The sequence below is a fragment of the Halopseudomonas oceani genome (assembly GCF_963677335.1).
Taxonomy (GTDB): Bacteria; Pseudomonadota; Gammaproteobacteria; order Pseudomonadales; family Pseudomonadaceae; genus Halopseudomonas; species Halopseudomonas oceani.
Genome location: NZ_OY781932.1, coordinates 3,709,231 through 3,724,127, shown reverse-complemented (window position 1 = coordinate 3,724,127; position 14,897 = coordinate 3,709,231). Strand labels below are relative to the sequence as shown.

Here is a 14,897-nt window from a genome sequence, read left to right as displayed (position 1 = left end):
GCTAGCAAGTGAATGCCTCTCTTATCCAGTTGTATGAGGCTGGATTTGAGGGGTCGCCTTCGGCGGCTATGACGTCAAAGCGACAGGGGCGGTTGGCCAGGCGGGGGTGGTGAAGCAGGTAATGCTGCGCAGCGAGAATCAGGCGTTGCTGCTTTGCCCGATTGACGCTCTCTGCTGCGCTCCCCCAATGGCTCTGCTGCCTGTAGCGCACTTCGACAAATACTACTGTATCGCCGTCGCGCATGACCAGATCAAGCTCGCCCTGTCTGCACCGGTAATTGCGTGCCACACAGGATAGACCTGCCTTGCGCATGATTTGTTCAGCCATGCGCTCGGCCTGGTTGCCCAGTTGTTGCCTGCTGGTCAGGCGTATCATCAAAGTGGGCTGCTGTCGCTCGGTGCGGCCGGTTGCAGGATGCCGTCCCGGATCTGGCCCCAAGAGAGGTTGCGCTGAATGCGCCCGCTGGCATCGAGACTCAGCTCGCCGGTGGCTCCTTCGATGCGCGTGTCCGGATACTGACGCATTTGCGGCAGGCGGGAGAAGATGCGCTGGGTGTCTACGCCCATGGCGTAAAGGCGCCCAATTGCGCCGCTGGCCTGGGGCCAGTTGCCGGTTACGTCGCTGTAAAGCGGGTCGCTGTGATCAAGCAGCCAGGGGATCTCTGCAATCAGCAGGCCGTCGAGGTCGGTGTTCTGCGCGCCCGTCGGGTCAATCTGGTAGGAGTGCGAGGTGGCATAGACCGGTAGCTCTGCGGCGTACTGGAATGCCAGTGTCGGCTTGATCTGCCGTGCCTGCAATGGGGTGGCAGCCAGGAACAGTGCGTCCAGGTCCTGGCGCGGCGTGGGTTGAGCCAGTACGTTACCAAGGAGTCTTTTGATGCGGTTGGCGCGGTTCTCGCTCTGCTTGATCTTGAGCAGGTCGCCCATCTGGTTGGCAACGGCGGCTGGCTGGTCAACCAGCTCCTGGCCGATGATGGTGCCGCCCAGGCGTTCCCATTCGCTGACAAAGGCGCGATTGGCGCGCTGGCTCCAGTCGTCGCGGGTGCTCAGAGTTGCCATTCGGCGCTTGCCGTCTTCCCAGGCACGGATAGCGGCCGAGCGCGCTTCGTCCTCGGGGGCGAGGCCAAACTGGTAGATGCTGCTGGCTGAGGTGGCCTGTTCCGCGTAGTTGAGAACCAGAGTTGGCAGCGGTAATTCGCCGACGCCAGCCAGTTGTGCGACCTTGTCCTTTTCCAGTGGGCCGATCATCCATTGCACGCCCTCTTGCTTCGCCTGATTCAGGGCGTCTAGGGCGCTGGCGTATTGAGTGCTGTCGTACAGGGTTACCTGGGGCTGGTCGATGCCCTGGCTCTGGGCCTGGTACTGCGCGGCCAAAAATCCGTCGCGCAGCGCTTGCGCGGCGCTGGCGAGTGGGCCGTTAAATGGCAGGAGCAACCCGATATGGGTGGGGCGACTTGCCTGCAGTGCTTCGATCTGCTGAATGGCGTCCGGTAGCGGGTTGGCTGCTGGATGATTTGGGTTGGCTTCCTTCCAGACCATTAGGGAGCGGATCTGCAGGTCAAGATTGCGCTGTTTGCGCGTAATCAGTGCCAGTTCGAGCCAGCCGGCGAATTCGCCGCTGGCATTGGCGCTGGCAGATTGCAGGCTTTGCGTGTCTGCTTTGCTCAGGCTTTCCCAGATTGCCTGGCTATTGGCAGCCTGACGGCTCGTGTCCAGCAGGTTGTGAATGTAAACCCGCTCCTGTGCGGCGTCGATGAACTTGCCATTGGCCTCCAGGATGTCTGCTCGCAGTTGCTGAATCCGCAGTTGCTCTGGCAGTGGGCGAATGTCCAGCTGGCGCATTGACGGGTGCTGAATCGCGCGCAGGGCTGCAGCGTTGTCGCCCAGAGCCAGTGCGCCCGTTGCCTGCAGTTCGTTGAAGCGAATCTGCTGGTCTGTCGGCAGGTCGCTCTGGGGAATCGTTTGCAAGATTCGGCCGGATTGCTCCGGATTGCCGTTGTTTAGTGCGGTTTGGGCGGCATGCAGGCGGAGCAGGTTGGCCTCGGCACCTTCGTAGCGGTCTGCGCTCTTAAGGATTTCCTCAACCGATGCATCGGGGGTGCGTGGCAGCTCGTCCAGGCTTTTCGGTGCGGAAGCACAGCCGGCCAGCACTGTGGTCAGTGTCAAGGCCAGAGTCGACAGGCGAAGGGAGCGGTGCATGCGGAGGTGTCCTTACGTGCGGGCGATGATGATGTGGTTACAAACCGGCGGGTTAAGTCGCGCATTGTACCCGCGCGCGCGCTCATTCTCCAAGGCGGACAGCGCCGAGAGGATGGCTGCTGTACAATGCGTCACAAATTGCACCCAGGAATCTCCATGACCACACTCGCTGGCACTCTTTTTGTGGTGGCTACGCCGATCGGTAATCTGCAGGACATGAGTCCGCGCGCGTTGCAGGTTCTGAAGGACGTGAAGCTGATAGCTGCCGAGGATACCCGTCACAGTGCAAGACTGATGCAGCACTTTGGTATCGGTACTCCAATGACGGCTTGTCATGATCACAATGAACGCGACAAGGGTGGGCGGTTGGTGGAGCGGCTGCTGGCAGGAGATGACATTGCGTTGATTTCCGATGCCGGCACACCGCTCATTTCGGACCCGGGCTACCATCTGGTGCGCCAGGCCCGGGAGGCGGGCGTCAAGGTATCGCCAGTACCTGGCGCCTGCGCGCTGATCGCGGCGCTCAGCGGTGCCGGGATGCCTTCGGATCGTTTTGCTTTTGAGGGATTTCTCCCGGCCAAGGCGCATGGCCGCCGTCAGCGCCTGCAGGCGCTGGCTGCGGAGGACCGAACCTGGATGGTGTACGAAGCCCCGCACCGCCTGCTGGAGTGTCTGCAGGATATGCAGCAGGAGCTGGGCGGCGAGCGTCGGGTGCTGCTGGCCCGTGAGCTGACCAAGACTTTCGAAACTCTGCATTCGGCACCGCTGGCAGAGCTGGTTGCCTGGGTGGCCAGTGACTCTGATCAACAGCGCGGCGAATGTGTGCTCGTGGTTGAAGGTGCGCCTGCGCCAGAGGGTGATGCGGTGGGCGATGACGCGCTGCGCGTGCTCGATCTGCTGTTGGCAGAATTGCCGCTCAAGCGCGCGGCTAAGCTGGCTTCGGAGATCACCGGGGTGCGTAAGAACCTGTTGTATCAGATTGCTCTGGAGCGCGGTAACGGCTAGTGCGCTTATCGGCAGTGGCCGCTTGCCTGCAGGGAATGCTTGCCCTGCGCGCCTGTGGTCGTTAATCTTGCCGCCAAGAGTTGGCCGGGCAGTCGCTGTGACGGTGCGCAAGCGTCGTTGTGGAGGAAAGTCCGGGCTCCAAAGGGCAAAGTGCCAGGTAACGCCTGGGAGGCGCGAGCCTACGGAAAGTGCAGCAGAAAGCAAACCGCCTAAGCGCGCAAGCGACGGTAAGGGTGAAAAGGTGCGGTAAGAGCGCACCGCGCAGCTGGTAACAGTCTGTGGCGTGGTAAACCCCACTTGGAGCAAGACCAAATAGGAATCCGTTGGTGTGGCCCGCACTGGATTCGGGTAGGTTGCTAGAGGTTGTCAGTGATGGCGATCCCAGAGGAATGACTGTCCTCGACAGAACCCGGCTTACAGGCCAACTCTTATTTTCCTTCCTGTGTGACTTACTTCTTCTTAGAGCAAAAAAATCTTACTCCTCACAATTCACTTTAAGTTCTGAGGCGATGTTTTTGCTTTATCTGTTTTTTACGCTCTCAACTACACCTCTTTTGCATCCATATTCCCGATAAAACGCGCTAAACCACTGCTGTGCAAGGTTTTTTTCCTATGTACGGCTCTTGACGCTGTATAGGTGCATTTCTATAGTGTCGCAAAGTGGTGATATGTGGGGCGGAGTGGGATTTTTTGGCTAGCTCCGGCCGGTAATCTAAGGGAAGGACAACGACGTGTTTCGTGGAGCCAATGCCATCAACCTCGACGCCAAAGGGCGACTCGCGATGCCTGCGCGCTATCGCGACCGTCTGGTGGAGTCCTGTGGTGGGCAATTGGTCGTCACTATCGCGTTGGAAGACCGTTGTCTTTGGATCTATCCCCTGCACGAATGGGAAGCCGTCGAAGCCAAGCTGCGTCAGGCGCCCAACATGAATCCTGCGGTTAAACGTCTGCAACGACTGCTGATCGGTAATGCCTTCGAGCTCGAGCTGGATGGCGCCGGTCGCTTTGTCGTGCCGCCGCTGCTGCGTGAATACGCCGGGCTGGACAAGAAGGTGATGCTGGTCGGTCAAATCGGTAAGTTCGAGCTCTGGAGTGAAGATGCCTGGACTGCCACCACGTCTGCCTATCTGGACGAGTCGCAGGAGGCTGGCGAGCTGCCGGCTGAACTGCACTCGCTGAGCCTGTGAGTACTGTGCCTAATTTTTCCCATATCAGCGTATTGCTGAACGAAGCGCTTGATGCGCTTGCCATCCAACCTGACGGCATCTATATCGACGGCACCTTCGGACGAGGGGGACATAGTCGAGCGCTGCTCGCACGCTTGGGGCCGGAGGGCAGGCTGATTGCCTTTGACAAAGATCCGGAAGCCATCCGGGCTGGCGAACAACTGGCGGCCGAAGACGGCCGCTTTGTCGTTGTACAGCGGTCCTTCGCGGAGATGGCCGAGGAGTTGCGTGCGCGCGGTCTGCACGGGCATGTCAGCGGTGTTTTGCTGGATCTGGGAGTGTCCTCGCCCCAGCTCGATGACCCGACCCGCGGCTTCAGCTTCCTGAATGACGGTCCGCTCGATATGCGCATGAATCCGGGTGCAGGGCAGAGTGCCGCGGACTGGGTCAACAGCGCCAGTGAGGCTGATATCGCCACCGTGCTCAAGGAGTACGGTGAAGAGCGTTTCGCCAAGCGCATGGCGCGGGCGGTGGTTGCTCGCCGTGCCCAGCAACCTTTTACCCGTACCGGCGATCTCGCTGCGGTAATCAAGGAAGCCAATCCCGCCTGGGAGAAAGGTAAGCATCCGGCCACCCGAGCGTTCCAGGGCATCCGTATCTTTATCAATCGCGAGCTGGACGATCTGGCCGACGGTCTGCGCGCTGCGTTGGATGTGTTGGCACCGGCAGGCCGCCTTGCGGTAATCAGCTTCCACTCGCTGGAAGATCGCATGGTCAAACAGTTCATGCGTCGCGAGGCCAAAGGCGCGCCGATTCCGCGTGACCTGCCGATTCGCGATATTGATATTCCAGTCTCGATCAATCTGGTGGGCAAGGCGATCAAGCCGACTGCCGCTGAGATTGATGCCAATCCCCGTGCCCGCAGCGCTGTGCTGCGTATTGCGGAGAAGCGTTGATGAACGCCCCTGCGCAGCTGCCCAAGCGTTCCGGCCTGCCAACCGGCAGCGGCTGGCTGACGCTGGTTTTCGTGCTGGGTGTCGCCAGTGCGCTGGCGGTGTCCTACAGCGCCCATTGGAGCCGCCAATTGCTTAATGAGCTGGCGACCGAGATGGATGTGCGTGAGAAAGCGCAGGCCGAATGGGGCCGGCTGGTGCTGGAACAGAGCACCTGGACGGCCTATAGCCGGATTGAACGTATCGCCACCGAGCAGCTCGGCATGCATGTGCCTGAGCCCAGCGATGTGATCCTGGTGAAACCATGAGAAAGTTCGCACTCAAGCCTAATGGCAGCCTCTATCCCTGGCGTTTTCGCCTGGTGATCGGGTTGCTGGGTCTGTGCTGCGTAGCCGTTGCCTGGCGAATCGCCGAGCTGCACGTTCTGGATGAAGGTTTTCTGCGCAGTCAGGGTGACAAGCGCAGTGTGCGCCACGTGCCGATTCCGGCTCACCGTGGGCAGATCACCGATCGGAACGGTGAGCCGTTGGCCGTCAGTACCCCGGTTCTCACCATCTGGGCCAATCCGTCTCAGTTGATTGACCAGCAGGCCCACTGGCCTGATCTGGCGCGTGCGCTGGGCACCGATCTGGCGACCTTCAGCGAGCGGCTTAAGGCCAATGCCGATAAAGAGTTCATTTACCTGCGTCGTCGCATGACGCCGGCTGACGGTGAAGCTGTCATGGCGCTCAAGGTACATGGCGTCTACAGCATCGAAGAATACCGCCGCTTCTATCCGGCAGGTGAAGTGGCTGCCCACCTGGTCGGCTTCACCAACGTTGATGAGCAGGGGCAGGAAGGGCTGGAACTGGCTTACGACCAGTGGCTGCAGGGTGTGCCGGGCAAGCGCCAGGTGCTGCAGGATCGCCGCGGCCGCCTGATCAAGGATGTGCAGGTGATCAGCAATGCACGCCCGGGCAATGATTTGCGCCTGTCCATCGATCTGCGCTTGCAGTATCTGGCGCATCGCCAGTTGCGTGAGGGTATGCAGGAATTCGGTGCGAAGGCTGGTTCGGTAGTGATGCTGGATGTGCGCACCGGTGAAGTGCTGGCGATGGTCAACCAGCCCTCCTATAACCCGAACAATCGGGCCAATCTGCAGCCGAGCATGATGCGCAATCGCGCGATGATCGATGTGTTCGAGCCGGGCTCGACCATGAAACCGATTTCCATGACTGCCGCGCTCGCTACCGGGCGCTGGAAGCCGAGCGACCAGGTCAATGTCTATCCGGGGACCCTGCGAATTGGTCGTTACACCATTCGCGACGTATCCCGCGCACCCGGCGGCGTGCTCGATCTGGCAGGCATTCTGCTCAAATCCAGTAACGTTGGTATGAGCAAGGTGGCACTGGATATCGGTGGCGAGACTGTCCACGACGCCATGGCGGCTGTCGGGCTGGGTGAGTACACCGGCGTCGGTTTTCCCGGTGAGAGCGTCGGCAGGCTGCCTACTTACCGTACCTGGCGTTCCGCCGAGACAGCGGCGTTGTCTTATGGCTACGGCCTTTCGGTCACCGCCGTTCAGCTGGCGCAGGCCTATGCGATTCTGGCCAACGACGGCCGCAAGGTGCCTATGTCACTGCTGCGGGTCGAGGGGCAGCCTGAGGCCCAGCAAGTATTGCCCGAAGACGCTACGCGTTTGGTGCAGGGCATGTTGCAGAACGTGATCGAGGCCGATGGCGGCACCTTCCGTGCTCGCGTTCCCGGCTATCACGTATCTGGCAAGAGTGGTACTGCACGCAAGGCGAGTACCTCCAGCAAGGGGTATCAAGAGGATTCCTATCGCTCACTGTTCGCCGGGTTTGGGCCCAGTTCCGACCCGCGGATTGCGATCGCTGTGGTGATCGACGAGCCAAGCAGCGATGACGGTTATTACGGCGGCCTGGTTGCCGCGCCGGTCTTTGGTGGCCTGATGTCCAATGCACTGCGGCTGATGAATGTCGCGCCAGATAATCTGGCGTCGCTTGATCAGGCCACTCTGCCGGCAGTTGCCGGCACGGGGGAGCAGAGATGAAACTTTCTCAGTTGTTCCCTGGCGTTGCTGCTACCGATGTCGACATTCATAGCCTGACGATGGACAGTCGTCGGGTAGCGCCCGGGGATCTGTTTCTTGCTTTTCCGGGCTTGCGATACGACGGACGGGACTTCATTGTCGAGGCCGTGGCGGCAGGGGCGTCTGCTGTCGCCTGTGAGCCCGGGCACGGCGCCGTTGAGGCCGTCAGCGTTCCAGTTGTTGAGGTGCCGAACCTGGCGCAGCAGGTATCCGCGCTGGGTGACATCTTTTATGGCCAACCCAGCGCGGGAATGCAGGTGATCGGTATCACTGGTACCAACGGCAAGACCAGCGTCAGCCAGATGCTGGCCCAGGCGCTGGATCGTCTGGGTAACCGCTGTGGTGTGATCGGGACCCTGGGCAGCGGCCTGGCCGGCGCGCTTGTCGAGCACGGTATGACCACGCCGAACGCCATTGCCGTTCAGGGCCAGCTAGGTGCCATGCGGGATGAGGGCGCAACTCATGTCGCGATGGAAGTGTCTTCCCATGCGCTGGATCAGCATCGTGTTGCAGCCGTGCGGTTCGCGGTTGCGGTGTTTACCAATCTCAGCCGCGATCATCTGGATTACCACGGCACTATGGCTGCCTACGGCGACGCCAAGGCCAAGCTGTTCCAGCGCGGCCTGCAGGCGGCGGTGATCAATCTGGATGACCCGTTTGGTCGCGAACTGGCAGCTCGCTGCGAGGCGCCGGTTATTGGCTTCAGTCTGAGCGATCCGGCTGCTGCGCTCTATTGCCGCGAGTTGGTGTGCGACAGCCTTGGGCTTGACGCGCAGTTGCAGGTTCAAGGTCGTGACTTTGCCCTGCGTAGTCCGCTGCTGGGCAGTTTCAATCTGAGCAACTTGCTGGCCGTGCTCGGCAGTCTGCTGGCCCTTGGTGTAGACGCCGAGACGGCGTTGCAGCAGGTTGCGCAGCTGCAGCCTCCGGCTGGTCGCATGCAGCGCCTGGGCGGCGGCAATCTGCCGCTGGTCGTCGTTGATTACGCGCACACCCCGGACGCGCTGGAAAAGGCACTGACCGCGTTGCACCAGCATGCCGCAGGGCGCGTTGTTTGCATTTTTGGGTGTGGTGGCGACCGTGACAACGGTAAGCGTCCGATGATGGCGCGGGTTGCCGAACAGTATGCCCAGGCAGTGGTCGTGACCGACGACAACCCGAGAACCGAATCTTCAGCACAGATTATCGAACAGATTTGCCGCGGTGCGGAACACCCGCAGGCGTTGACCGTCATACCCAACCGTGCGCAAGCCATCGCCGAGACGATTGCTGCGTCGCAGCCGGGTGATGTCATTCTGCTCGCCGGCAAGGGTCACGAGAATTATCAGGAGATTGACGGCGTGCGTCACCCCTTTAGCGATATCGAACAGGCCAGCCTTGCGCTGCAGCAGTGGGAGGTGGCTCATGCTTGAAGCGCTGCGCCTGTCCAACCTGCTCAAACCACTGGCCGCCACGCTCAACGGCGTGGATACCCATTTTGACAGTGTCAGCATTGATGCGCGCAAGGTTGCCAAGGGTGGGCTGTTCGTCGCGCTGCCCGGCAGCCGCAGCAACGGCCATGACTTTGTTGCCCAGGCCCGGGAAAATGGCGCTGCGGCAGCGATGGTGGAGTACCTCGTCGATGACGAATTGCCCCAGTTGCTGGTTCACGATTGCCAGCTGGCGCTGGGCCACCTGGGCGCGCTGGTGCGAGACCAGTTCAGCGGTACGGTAATCGGCATCACCGGTTCCAGCGGCAAGACCACCGTCAAGGAAATGCTCGCCGCCATCCTGCGTGAGTGCGGTCCGGTGCTGGCGACGCAGGGCAACCTGAACAACGAACTCGGCGTACCGCTGACCCTGCTGCAGCTCACTGCTGAACACCGCTATGCCGTGATTGAGATGGGGGCCGCCCAGATTGGCGACATTAACTACACCATGGGCCTGGTCAAGCCGCAGATCAGCGTGCTGACCAACGCCGGTATGGCGCATGTTGGTCGTTTTGGCAGCCCGGAAAGCATCGCCAAGGCCAAGGGCGAGATCGTCAGCGCGTTGCCCGATGGTGGTCAGGCGATCCTCAATCTGGACAGCCCCTGGTTTGAACAGTGGTATCAGCTGCTCGGCAGCCGTCGTACCGCCTGCTCCTTCAGCATGAAGAACCCGACCGCACAGCTGCGCGCAGAAGAGGTTGAGATCAACGCAGCAGGTTGCCCCAGTTTCAATCTGGTGACGCCGGCGGGCACGGTCTCCGCCAGCCTGCAGCTGCGCGGTGCGCACAACATTGCTAATGCCCTCGCTGCGGCGGGCGCAGCGCTGGCCGCAGGTGCGGACCTGGACGCAATCGCCCGTGGCCTAGCGTCCCTTGCGCCCGTTGATGGCCGTGGCAACTGGCTCAACGGTATTGGTGGCGCACTGATAATTGATGACGCCTATAACGCCAACCCGGCATCGGTTAAAGCCGCGATTGACGTGCTCGCCAGCCTGGACGGCCGGCGTCTGTTGGTGCTTGGTGACATGGGCGAGCTTGGCGAGTGGGCAGAGCAAAGCCACCGGGACGTCGGTGTGCATGCGCGAGAACAGGGGTTGGACGGTATGTATGCCACTGGTCGGCTGTCTGCGATGGCAGTGGAGGCGTTCGGCGCCAAGGGGCGTCTGTTCGACAGCCGCGAAGCGCTGATCGATGCCATCAAACAGGATTTGGATGCCAACACCCGGGTGTTGGTGAAGGGCTCGCGTAGTGCGGGCATGGATGTAGTGGTCGCCGGCCTTCTGGCCCCGGCTGACGCGCACGATAACGATAACGGGGCCAGCTGACATGTTGCTTTTACTCGCCGAATATCTACAGCAGTACTACTCCGGCTTTGCCGTCTTCCAGTATCTGACCCTGCGCGGCATCCTGGGTGTACTGACGGCGCTCGCAATGGCGCTGTTTCTGGGCCCCTGGATGATTCGCACCCTGCAGATCCGTCAGATCGGTCAGGCCGTTCGCAACGATGGTCCGCAATCGCACCTGTCCAAGAAGGGCACGCCGACCATGGGCGGTGCGCTGATTCTGGTTGCCATCGGTGTCAGCACTCTGTTGTGGGCAGACCTCAGCAATCTGTATGTCTGGGTGGTACTGGGCGTCACTATCAGCTTCGGCGCGGTTGGCTGGGTCGATGACTATCGCAAGGTGATCGAGAAGAACTCCCGCGGCCTGCCGTCGCGCTGGAAGTATTTCTGGCAGTCGGTGTTCGGTCTGGCGGCGGCGGTAGTTCTCTACATGGCAGCAAAGACGCCGGTCGAGACCACCCTGATTGTGCCGTTCTTCAAACAGGTCGAATTCCAGCTGGGTGTGCTGTTCGTTGTCCTGACCTACTTCGTCATCGTCGGCTCCAGCAATGCGGTCAACCTGACCGATGGCCTCGATGGTCTGGCGATCATGCCAACGGTCATGGTGGGCGGCGCGCTGGGCATCTTTGCCTATCTGTCGGGTAACGCCAAGTTTGCCGAGTACCTGTTGATTCCCTATGTGCCGGGTGCCGGTGAACTGATCATTTTCTGTGGCGCGCTGCTGGGCGCAGGTCTCGGGTTTCTCTGGTTCAACACCTACCCGGCTCAGGTCTTTATGGGTGACGTCGGCGCGCTGGCGCTGGGCGCCGCACTGGGTGTGATCGCTGTGATCGTGCGGCAGGAAATCGTGCTGTTCATCATGGGCGGCATTTTTGTGGTGGAGACGCTGTCGGTGATCGTGCAGGTAGCGTCGTTCAAGCTGACCGGCCGCCGGGTATTCCGCATGGCGCCGATTCACCACCACTTTGAACTCAAGGGCTGGCCGGAGCCGCGCGTGATCGTGCGCTTCTGGATCATCACCGTGGTACTGGTGCTGATCGGTCTAGCCACCCTGAAATTGCGTTGAGGAGCAGGGCGTGTCTCTGATTACCACGGACAAGCAACGGATCATCGTCGGGCTCGGTAGCAGCGGGCTCTCGGTCGCCCGTTATCTGGCAGGCCAGGGCCTGTCTTTTGCCGTGGCCGATACCCGCCAGAACCCGCCGGGGCTGGACAAGCTCAAGCGCTTTGCTCCCATGGCTGACCTGTATCTGGGCGAGCTGGATGAGACGCTGCTAAGCCGGGCCGACGAGCTGATCGTGAGCCCCGGCGTCGCGCTGGCTACGCCTGCGTTGCAGGCCGCTGCCAAGGCGGGCGTTTCCATTGTCGGTGATATCGAGTTGTTTGCGCGGGCCGCCAAGGCCCCCATCGTCGCGATTACCGGCTCCAACGCCAAGAGCACGGTTACCACGCTGGTTGGCGAAATGGCGCAAGCGGCGGGCGTGAAGGTGGCTGTTGGTGGCAACCTGGGCACCCCCGCGCTGGATCTGCTGGATCAGGATGCAGAGCTCTACGTGCTGGAGCTTTCCAGCTTCCAGTTGGAAACCACTGATCGGTTGAATGCGCTGGTGGCGACGGTGCTGAACGTCAGTGAAGATCATATGGATCGTTACAGCGGCCTGCCGGCCTATCACATGGCCAAGCACCGGATTTTCCGTGGGGCACAGCAGGTGGTGATCAACCGCGACGACGCGCTGTCGCGGCCGCTTATTGCCGATCAATTGCCGTGCCTGAGCTTCGGCCTGTCGCGTCCTGACTTCAAGGGCTTCGGTCTGATTGAGCAGGCTGGGCAGACGTGGTTGGCCTATGAGTTTTCTGCACTGATGCCGGTCAGTGAGTTGCTTATTCGCGGCTCGCACAACCAGTCCAATGCCCTGGCGGCGCTGGCTCTGGGGCAGGCGGCCGGTCTGCCGATAGAGGCCATGCTGCAGGCGTTGAAGGCCTTTCCGGGCCTGGCGCATCGCTGCCAGTGGGTGGGTAGCCACGCCGGTGTCGAGTACTTCGACGACTCCAAGGCCACCAATGTGGGCGCCGCGCTGGCTGCGATCAACGGTTTTGCTGCAGACATGCGCGGCAAGCTGGTGCTGATTGCCGGCGGTGACGGCAAGGGCGCGGACTTTTCGCCGTTGCGTGAGCCGGTGGCTGCCCATTGCCGCGCAGTGGTTCTACTTGGGCGTGATGCCGAGCTGATTGCCGCTGCCCTCGACCCGCAGACGCAGTTGGTCCGCGTTGGGTCTATTGAAGAAGCGGTTGAAGCCGCAGCGGCTCTGGCTAAAGCGGAGGACCTTGTTCTGCTCTCGCCAGCGTGTGCCAGTCTGGACATGTTCCGTAACTTCGAAGAGCGCGGCCGGCTGTTCGCGGAAGCGGTCGGGAGGTTGGGCGCATGAATCTGACCTTCAACCTGCGTGATGCCGCTGCGCCGCTGATTGGCGAACGTCGCTTCGACATGGATATGCCGCTGCTGGTCGGCGCGGTCGCGTTGCTGGCGCTGGGACTGGTCATGGTCACCTCTGCTTCGATGGAAGTGGCAGCAGGTCGGCTGGGCAGTCCGCTGTTCTATATGAACCGCCAGATCATCTATCTGGTAGTGAGCCTGCTGGCCCTGGCCGCGACGCTGTCGGTCCCGGTTGTTGTGTGGGAGCGCTTCCGCTTCATGCTGCTGTTCCTTGGCTTTGCTGGCCTGGTAGCGGTGCTGATTCCGGGTATTGGTCGTGAGGTCAACGGCAGCTGGCGCTGGATTGCGGTTGGCCCTATCAACGTTCAGCCGTCCGAATTAGCCAAGCTGTTTGCCGTGGTGTTTCTGTCCGGGTACCTGGTGCAGCGCAAGGACGAGGTGAAGGAAGAATGGTTCGGTTTCATCAAGCCCTTCATGGTGCTGGGGCCGATGGCCTGTCTGCTGATCGTCGAACCTGACTTTGGTGCGACCGTGGTCTTGATGGGCGCCGCTACCGGGATGTTGTTCCTCGGTGGGGTCGGCCTGTTCCGCTTCCTGCTGCTGTTTGGCTCGTTGGGTGCGTTGGCCGCGCTGGCCGTTTGGGCTGAGCCCTATCGTCTGCAGCGCCTGACCGGCTTCCTTGATCCATGGCAGGACCCGTATGGCACCGGTTACCAGCTGACTCAAGCGTTGATTGCCTTTGGTCGCGGTGAGTGGTTCGGCGTTGGGCTGGGTAACAGTATTCAGAAGCAGTTCTATCTGCCAGAGGCGCACACCGACTTCGTGTTTGCGGTGCTGGCCGAGGAGCTGGGTATGGTTGGCGCCCTTGCCGCCTTTGCGCTGCTCATTTTTGTTGCCATTCGTGGCTTGTATGTCGGTCTGGCCGCGGAGGCCAAGGGCATGTTGTTCCACGCCTATCTTGCCTACGGTCTGGCGATCATGTGGTGCGGCCAGATTCTGATCAATGTGGGGGTAAATATCGGCCTGTTGCCGACCAAAGGGCTGACCTTGCCGTTCCTCAGCTATGGCGGCAGCTCGCTGGTGGTGTGCTGCGTCTGTCTGGGCCTGCTGTTGCGGATCGACTGGGAGCGCCGTCAGGTCGGCAGGGAGGTGGCCAATGGGTAATAAGGTGTTGGTCATGGCTGGCGGCACCGGTGGGCACGTGTTCCCTGCGCTGGCCTGTGCTCGCATGTTGCGCGATCAGGGCTATGAGGTGCATTGGCTGGGCACGCGTCGCGGTATCGAGGTCGATCTGGTTCCGCAGGCCGGCTTCCCGATTCATTACATCGACATTCAAGGGCTGCGCGGTAAGGGCAAGCTGGATCTGCTGAAAGCGCCGTTCCGCATTCTGCGCGCGTTGGGTCAGTCGCTGCGCCTGCTGGCGGATCTCAAGCCCATCTGCGTGTTGGGCGCCGGTGGCTACGTGACCGGCCCAGGTGGCCTGGCTGCCTGGCTGCGCCGCATTCCGCTGGTTATCCACGAGCAGAATGCGGTGGTCGGCACTGCCAACCGGCTGCTGGCCCGACTGGCCAAGCGCCGCTGTGAAGGCTTTGCCGGCAGTTTCGCCGAGGGCGCGAACCGCCGCAGCACGGGTAATCCCGTGCGTGAAGACATATTTGCTACTCCGGCGCTGAGCTGGGACGGCGGTCGTCCGCTGCACCTGCTGGTGCTGGGTGGCAGCCTTGGGGCAATGCCACTGAATAACCTGCTGCCGAAGGCGCTGGCGCGCATTGAGCCGAATCAGCGTCCGCAGGTGGTGCACCAATGCGGTAAACAACATCTGCTGATGGCGCGTGAGGCTTATGAACAGGCTGGCGTGCGCGCTGACGTAGAGGCCTTTATTGCGGATATGGCTGGCGCCTACGCCTGGGCCGATCTAGTGATCTGCCGTGCTGGTGCGCTGACCATCTGTGAATTGGCTGCTGCCGGGCGCCCGTCGCTGCTGATCCCGTTACCGCATGCCATCGACGACCACCAGACTGCCAATGCCCGCTATCTGGCTGACCGTGGCGCGGCAGTGCTGATGCCGCAGGCACAGCTCGACGACGAGCAACTGGCCAATACCCTGATCAACTACATGAATAACCCGGAGCTGCTGCAACAGATGGCCGAACGAGCCCGTGAACAAGCCACCCCGAACGCGACCGCCGATGTGGTACGCGCCTGTCTGGAGGTAGCCCGTGAGCACTAACAAGCGCAGT

General features: G+C 61.3%; 13 protein-coding genes and 1 other RNA gene. 12 read left to right on the top strand and 2 right to left on the bottom strand.

Annotated elements, in window-relative coordinates; translation table 11 throughout:
- Position 1: 1 nt before the first annotated feature.
- Positions 2-376, bottom strand: a complete 375-nt coding sequence (locus ACKPCU_RS17385) for a YraN family protein (protein WP_407651772.1) — start codon at positions 374-376, stop codon at positions 2-4.
- On the bottom strand, positions 376-2,199 hold the full coding sequence (locus tag ACKPCU_RS17380) for a penicillin-binding protein activator (protein ID WP_321348642.1): 1,824 nt from the start codon (positions 2,197-2,199) through the stop codon (positions 376-378). Before ACKPCU_RS17380 ends, ACKPCU_RS17385 begins: the two co-directional genes overlap by 1 nt.
- Before the next feature lie 156 nt (positions 2,200-2,355).
- Between ACKPCU_RS17380 and rsmI the strand changes: the two genes are divergently transcribed.
- The 12 genes from rsmI to murG all read left to right on the top strand — a co-directional run bounded on the left by rsmI (position 2,356) and on the right by murG (position 14,887).
- A complete protein-coding gene (gene rsmI / locus ACKPCU_RS17375; protein WP_229744292.1) occupies positions 2,356-3,204 on the top strand; it encodes a 16S rRNA (cytidine(1402)-2'-O)-methyltransferase in 849 nt (282 codons plus the stop codon).
- A 76-nt stretch (positions 3,205-3,280) separates the two neighbouring features.
- Positions 3,281-3,637: RNase P RNA component class A (gene rnpB, locus ACKPCU_RS17370), an RNA gene on the top strand.
- Positions 3,638-3,935: 298 nt separating this feature from the next.
- The gene (mraZ, locus tag ACKPCU_RS17365; protein WP_104737440.1) at positions 3,936-4,391 is read left to right on the top strand and encodes a division/cell wall cluster transcriptional repressor MraZ; all 456 of its coding nucleotides are present in this window, start codon (positions 3,936-3,938) and stop codon (positions 4,389-4,391) included.
- Positions 4,388-5,326, top strand: a complete 939-nt coding sequence (gene rsmH / locus ACKPCU_RS17360; RefSeq protein ID WP_321348637.1) for a 16S rRNA (cytosine(1402)-N(4))-methyltransferase RsmH — start codon at positions 4,388-4,390, stop codon at positions 5,324-5,326. The genes mraZ and rsmH overlap by 4 nt, the downstream gene beginning before the upstream one ends.
- Entirely contained in the window at positions 5,326-5,631 is a 306-nt protein-coding gene (gene ftsL, locus ACKPCU_RS17355; RefSeq protein ID WP_104737438.1) for a cell division protein FtsL, read from the top strand. Before rsmH ends, ftsL begins: the two co-directional genes overlap by 1 nt.
- Positions 5,628-7,376: a peptidoglycan D,D-transpeptidase FtsI family protein gene (locus ACKPCU_RS17350; protein ID WP_104737437.1), complete on the top strand. Its 1,749-nt coding sequence runs from the start codon at positions 5,628-5,630 to the stop codon at positions 7,374-7,376. Before ftsL ends, ACKPCU_RS17350 begins: the two co-directional genes overlap by 4 nt.
- Positions 7,373-8,824 carry a UDP-N-acetylmuramoyl-L-alanyl-D-glutamate--2,6-diaminopimelate ligase gene (locus ACKPCU_RS17345; protein WP_321348633.1) on the top strand — a complete coding sequence of 484 codons (1,452 nt, stop codon included), beginning with the start codon at positions 7,373-7,375 and terminating at the stop codon, positions 8,822-8,824. Before ACKPCU_RS17350 ends, ACKPCU_RS17345 begins: the two co-directional genes overlap by 4 nt.
- Entirely contained in the window at positions 8,817-10,205 is a 1,389-nt protein-coding gene (locus ACKPCU_RS17340; RefSeq protein WP_321348632.1) for a UDP-N-acetylmuramoyl-tripeptide--D-alanyl-D-alanine ligase, read from the top strand. Before ACKPCU_RS17345 ends, ACKPCU_RS17340 begins: the two co-directional genes overlap by 8 nt.
- A gap of 1 nt (position 10,206) precedes the next feature.
- A complete protein-coding gene (gene mraY / locus ACKPCU_RS17335; RefSeq protein WP_104737434.1) occupies positions 10,207-11,289 on the top strand; it encodes a phospho-N-acetylmuramoyl-pentapeptide-transferase in 1,083 nt (360 codons plus the stop codon).
- Between the two features lie 10 nt (positions 11,290-11,299).
- Positions 11,300-12,649, top strand: a complete 1,350-nt coding sequence (gene murD, locus ACKPCU_RS17330; protein WP_321348630.1) for a UDP-N-acetylmuramoyl-L-alanine--D-glutamate ligase — start codon at positions 11,300-11,302, stop codon at positions 12,647-12,649.
- Positions 12,646-13,821 carry a putative lipid II flippase FtsW gene (gene ftsW, locus ACKPCU_RS17325; protein WP_104737432.1) on the top strand — a complete coding sequence of 392 codons (1,176 nt, stop codon included), beginning with the start codon at positions 12,646-12,648 and terminating at the stop codon, positions 13,819-13,821. The genes murD and ftsW overlap by 4 nt, the downstream gene beginning before the upstream one ends.
- Positions 13,814-14,887, top strand: a complete 1,074-nt coding sequence (murG, locus tag ACKPCU_RS17320) for an undecaprenyldiphospho-muramoylpentapeptide beta-N-acetylglucosaminyltransferase (protein WP_104737431.1) — start codon at positions 13,814-13,816, stop codon at positions 14,885-14,887. The genes ftsW and murG overlap by 8 nt, the downstream gene beginning before the upstream one ends.
- Positions 14,888-14,897: the final 10 nt, after the last annotated feature.

Excerpts from the sequence above, each read along its gene's own strand:
- ftsL (WP_104737438.1), top strand. The coding sequence starts at position 5,326 with ATGAACGCCCCTGCGCAGCTGCCCAAGCGTTCCGGCCTGCCAACCGGC.
- ACKPCU_RS17350 (WP_104737437.1), top strand. The coding sequence starts at position 5,628 with ATGAGAAAGTTCGCACTCAAGCCTAATGGCAGCCTCTATCCCTGGCGT.
- ACKPCU_RS17385 (WP_407651772.1), bottom strand. The coding sequence starts at position 376 with ATGATACGCCTGACCAGCAGGCAACAACTGGGCAACCAGGCCGAGCGC.
- ftsW (WP_104737432.1), top strand. The coding sequence starts at position 12,646 with ATGAATCTGACCTTCAACCTGCGTGATGCCGCTGCGCCGCTGATTGGC.
- rsmI (WP_229744292.1), top strand. The coding sequence starts at position 2,356 with ATGACCACACTCGCTGGCACTCTTTTTGTGGTGGCTACGCCGATCGGT.
- ACKPCU_RS17380 (WP_321348642.1), bottom strand. The coding sequence starts at position 2,199 with ATGCACCGCTCCCTTCGCCTGTCGACTCTGGCCTTGACACTGACCACA.
- murG (WP_104737431.1), top strand. The coding sequence starts at position 13,814 with ATGGGTAATAAGGTGTTGGTCATGGCTGGCGGCACCGGTGGGCACGTG.
- ACKPCU_RS17345 (WP_321348633.1), top strand. The coding sequence starts at position 7,373 with ATGAAACTTTCTCAGTTGTTCCCTGGCGTTGCTGCTACCGATGTCGAC.
- mraY (WP_104737434.1), top strand. The coding sequence starts at position 10,207 with ATGTTGCTTTTACTCGCCGAATATCTACAGCAGTACTACTCCGGCTTT.
- ACKPCU_RS17340 (WP_321348632.1), top strand. The coding sequence starts at position 8,817 with ATGCTTGAAGCGCTGCGCCTGTCCAACCTGCTCAAACCACTGGCCGCC.